The 4,114-nt window shown below is 49.8% G+C and carries 9 tRNA genes, 2 rRNA genes and 1 other annotated feature (1 of these 12 only partly in view); all 11 genes read left to right on the top strand.

The features are described 5' to 3' along the window. Positions 1-736, top strand: a sequence feature (23S ribosomal RNA rRNA prediction is too short); it begins 694 nt to the left of the window's first position. Positions 737-813: 77 nt separating this feature from the next. Next, a 5S ribosomal RNA gene (gene rrf, locus CEF18_RS18560) occupies positions 814-929 on the top strand. Positions 930-938: 9 nt separating this feature from the next. Then, positions 939-1,014: transfer RNA gene (locus CEF18_RS18555), tRNA-Val, on the top strand. Between the two features lie 19 nt (positions 1,015-1,033). Continuing rightward, positions 1,034-1,109: transfer RNA gene (locus CEF18_RS18550), tRNA-Thr, on the top strand. 6 nt (positions 1,110-1,115) lie between these two features. Then, positions 1,116-1,191, top strand: a tRNA-Lys gene (locus tag CEF18_RS18545). Positions 1,192-1,198: 7 nt separating this feature from the next. Further along, positions 1,199-1,283 (top strand) — tRNA-Leu (locus tag CEF18_RS18540). Positions 1,284-1,287: 4 nt separating this feature from the next. After that, positions 1,288-1,362 (top strand) — tRNA-Gly (locus CEF18_RS18535). Positions 1,363-1,389: 27 nt separating this feature from the next. Then, positions 1,390-1,478, top strand: a tRNA-Leu gene (locus CEF18_RS18530). Positions 1,479-1,487: 9 nt separating this feature from the next. Continuing rightward, positions 1,488-1,564: transfer RNA gene (locus CEF18_RS18525), tRNA-Arg, on the top strand. A 61-nt stretch (positions 1,565-1,625) separates the two neighbouring features. After that, a tRNA-Pro gene (locus CEF18_RS18520) sits at positions 1,626-1,702 on the top strand. Between the two features lie 20 nt (positions 1,703-1,722). Continuing rightward, positions 1,723-1,798 (top strand) — tRNA-Ala (locus CEF18_RS18515). Between the two features lie 516 nt (positions 1,799-2,314). Continuing rightward, a 16S ribosomal RNA gene (locus CEF18_RS18510) occupies positions 2,315-3,882 on the top strand. The last annotated feature ends 232 nt before the right edge of the window (positions 3,883-4,114 follow it).

The following is a 4,114-nucleotide window of genomic DNA, read 5'->3' as shown; positions in this document are numbered from 1 at the left end:
TGGTGGGATACTACCCTGGCTGTTTTGACATTCTAACCTCGGACCGTGATCCGGTTCAGGAACAGTGTCAGGTGGGCAGTTTGACTGGGGCGGTCGCCTCCTAAAGAGTAACGGAGGCGCCCAAAGGTTCCCTCAGAATGGTTGGAAATCATTCGTAGAGTGCAAAGGCATAAGGGAGCTTGACTGCGAGACATACAGGTCGAGCAGGGACGAAAGTCGGGCTTAGTGATCCGGCGGCACCGTATGGAAGGGCCGTCGCTCAACGGATAAAAGCTACCCTGGGGATAACAGGCTAATCTCCCCCAAGAGTCCACATCGACGGGGAGGTTTGGCACCTCGATGTCGGCTCGTCGCATCCTGGGGCTGAAGTAGGTCCCAAGGGTTGGGCTGTTCGCCCATTAAAGCGGCACGCGAGCTGGGTTCAGAACGTCGTGAGACAGTTCGGTCCCTATCCGTCGCGGGCGCAGGAAATTTGAGAGGAGCTGTCCTTAGTACGAGAGGACCGGGATGGACACACCGCTGGTGTACCAGTTGTTCCGCCAGGAGCATCGCTGGGTAGCTACGTGTGGAAGGGATAAGTGCTGAAAGCATCTAAGCATGAAGCCCCCCTCGAGATGAGATTTCCCATCACGTAAGTGAGTAAGATCCCTCAGAGAAGATGAGGTAGATAGGTCTCGTGTGGAAGCATGGCGACATGCGGAGCTGAGAGATACTAATCGATCGAGGACTTAACCAAATGTTTTACTCTAAGCAACGATTCTTTTCAGTCCATCACGTTATCCAGTTTTGAGAGGTCAACGACCACTCACTATGTCCAGTGACGATCGCGGAGAGGTCACACCCGTTCCCATGCCGAACACGGAAGTTAAGCTCTCCAGCGCCGATGATAGTTGGGGGTTTCCCCCTGTGAAAGTAGGACGCCGCTGGGCAATATATATGGAGGATTAGCTCAGTTGGGAGAGCATCTGCCTTACAAGCAGGGGGTCGGCGGTTCGAGCCCGTCATCCTCCACCATATATATTTATTCTAAAAGGCTGGCCTAGCTCAATTGGTAGAGCAACTGACTTGTAATCAGTAGGTTGGGGGTTCAAGTCCTCTGGCCAGCACCATTTTTAGAGCCATTAGCTCAGTTGGTAGAGCATCTGACTTTTAATCAGAGGGTCGAAGGTTCGAGTCCTTCATGGCTCACCATTTTTATGCGGGTGTGGCGGAACTGGCAGACGCGCTAGACTTAGGATCTAGTGCCTTCGGGCGTGGGGGTTCGACTCCCTCCACCCGCACCACAATGCGGAAGTAGTTCAGTGGTAGAACATCACCTTGCCAAGGTGGGGGTCGCGAGTTCGAATCTCGTCTTCCGCTCCAATTTAATTCTTAAGTTAATAAAGTCCTGCCGGGGTGGTGGAATTGGCAGACACACAGGACTTAAAATCCTGCGGTAAGTAATTATCGTGCCGGTTCAAGTCCGGCCCTCGGCACCATTTTAATATGCGCCCGTAGCTCAATTGGATAGAGTATCTGACTACGAATCAGAAGGTTAGAGGTTCGAGTCCTCTCGGGCGCACCAATTAAACTTTATATTACTTAGTTGCTTAACAAAGTAGTTTACTGTTTAATACCATTTAGAACGGGAAGTAGCTCAGCTTGGTAGAGCACTTGGTTTGGGACCAAGGGGTCGCAGGTTCGAATCCTGTCTTCCCGACCACTTTAAATAAAGTTAGTTTTGGGGCCTTAGCTCAGCTGGGAGAGCGCCTGCCTTGCACGCAGGAGGTCAGCGGTTCGATCCCGCTAGGCTCCACCAATATTTTATCCCTTTCCACTAAACTAAATTTAATTTAATTAGTTTCTTCTGGAGAGTGGCTAGTAATTTCTATTATAGAAATGATACCCGCACGGGATATTCCCATGGTGCGGTTTTTATTTTGACAGAGATAGTTTATGTGGAATTACTTTCCTGAAAATTAATCTGTATAAAAGTATTGCATTGTAGATCAATAACATGGTATATTATTATCCGTCGCCAAAACATTAAACTTTCTAACGAAAAAGCAAATAAACTTTTTTCTGAAAAGTAGTTGACCGTGACGTTGAAAGATGGTATATTAATTGAGTCGCCAAAAACGACAACATAAAATCCGAATGATAGATTAAGTTCGGAGATGACCTTTGAAAACTAAACAAAAAGCCAAGCAAAGTGGGATATTTTAAATATCCCGTCAAATGAAACAAATCGTTGAATGGAAACATTCGACAAACGCCAGACGAAAGTTTGGTTTTGATGTCTAGGACATCAAGCTTGATGATAAGTCATCATACTTTATCGGAGAGTTTGATCCTGGCTCAGGACGAACGCTGGCGGCGTGCCTAATACATGCAAGTCGAGCGCAGGAAACAAGTTGATCCCTTCGGGGTGACGCTTGTGGAATGAGCGGCGGACGGGTGAGTAACACGTGGGCAACCTGCCTTGTAGACTGGGATAACTCCGGGAAACCGGAGCTAATACCGGATGACCAACGGAATCGCATGATTCTGTTGTAAAAGTGGGGATTTATCCTCACACTACGAGATGGGCCCGCGGCGCATTAGCTAGTTGGTAAGGTAATGGCTTACCAAGGCAACGATGCGTAGCCGACCTGAGAGGGTGATCGGCCACACTGGAACTGAGACACGGTCCAGACTCCTACGGGAGGCAGCAGTAGGGAATCATCCGCAATGGGCGAAAGCCTGACGGTGCAACGCCGCGTGAACGATGAAGGTTTTCGGATCGTAAAGTTCTGTTATGAGGGAAGAACAAGTGCCGTTCGAATAGGGCGGCACCTTGACGGTACCTCACGAGAAAGCCCCGGCTAACTACGTGCCAGCAGCCGCGGTAATACGTAGGGGGCAAGCGTTGTCCGGAATTATTGGGCGTAAAGCGCGCGCAGGCGGTCTCTTAAGTCTGATGTGAAAGCCCACGGCTCAACCGTGGAGGGTCATTGGAAACTGGGGGACTTGAGTGTAGGAGAGGAAAGTGGAATTCCACGTGTAGCGGTGAAATGCGTAGATATGTGGAGGAACACCAGTGGCGAAGGCGACTTTCTGGCCTATAACTGACGCTGAGGTGCGAAAGCGTGGGGAGCAAACAGGATTAGATACCCTGGTAGTCCACGCCGTAAACGATGAGTGCTAGGTGTTAGGGGTTTCGATGCCCTTAGTGCCGAAGTTAACACATTAAGCACTCCGCCTGGGGAGTACGACCGCAAGGTTGAAACTCAAAGGAATTGACGGGGGCCCGCACAAGCAGTGGAGCATGTGGTTTAATTCGAAGCAACGCGAAGAACCTTACCAGGTCTTGACATCCTCTGACCACCCAAGAGATTGGGATTTCCCCTTCGGGGGACAGAGTGACAGGTGGTGCATGGTTGTCGTCAGCTCGTGTCGTGAGATGTTGGGTTAAGTCCCGCAACGAGCGCAACCCTTGATCTTAGTTGCCAGCATTCAGTTGGGCACTCTAAGGTGACTGCCGGTGATAAACCGGAGGAAGGTGGGGATGACGTCAAATCATCATGCCCCTTATGACCTGGGCTACACACGTGCTACAATGGATGGTACAAAGGGCTGCAAGACCGCGAGGTCAAGCGAATCCCATAAAGCCATTCTCAGTTCGGATTGCAGGCTGCAACTCGCCTGCATGAAGCCGGAATTGCTAGTAATCGCGGATCAGCATGCCGCGGTGAATACGTTCCCGGGCCTTGTACACACCGCCCGTCACACCACGAGAGTTTGTAACACCCGAAGTCGGTGAGGTAACCTTTTTGGAGCCAGCCGCCGAAGGTGGGACAGATGATTGGGGTGAAGTCGTAACAAGGTATCCCTACCGGAAGGTGGGGATGGATCACCTCCTTTCTAAGGAGCATTTAAGCTCAACTTATTGAATCGAACTTTGTCTTGGACTTTTTGTTTAGTTTTGAGAGGTTAGTCTCTCAAAGCTTCTTTTCTTTGAAAGAAGCCTTTGTCCTTTGAAAACTGGATAACGAAATGACTGAAAAGAATCACCGGTTATACCCTTTGAATACGTTCAAAGAAAGTGAACCGAGTGTCTTAGATGTAGGCTAAGAAAGACGCCACCAATTGTGAG

Origin of the sequence: Salipaludibacillus neizhouensis (assembly GCF_002886185.1) — a bacterium.
Classification (GTDB): Bacteria; Bacillota; Bacilli; order Bacillales; family Salisediminibacteriaceae; genus Salipaludibacillus; species Salipaludibacillus neizhouensis.
This window is presented reverse-complemented; position numbering and strand designations above follow the sequence as displayed.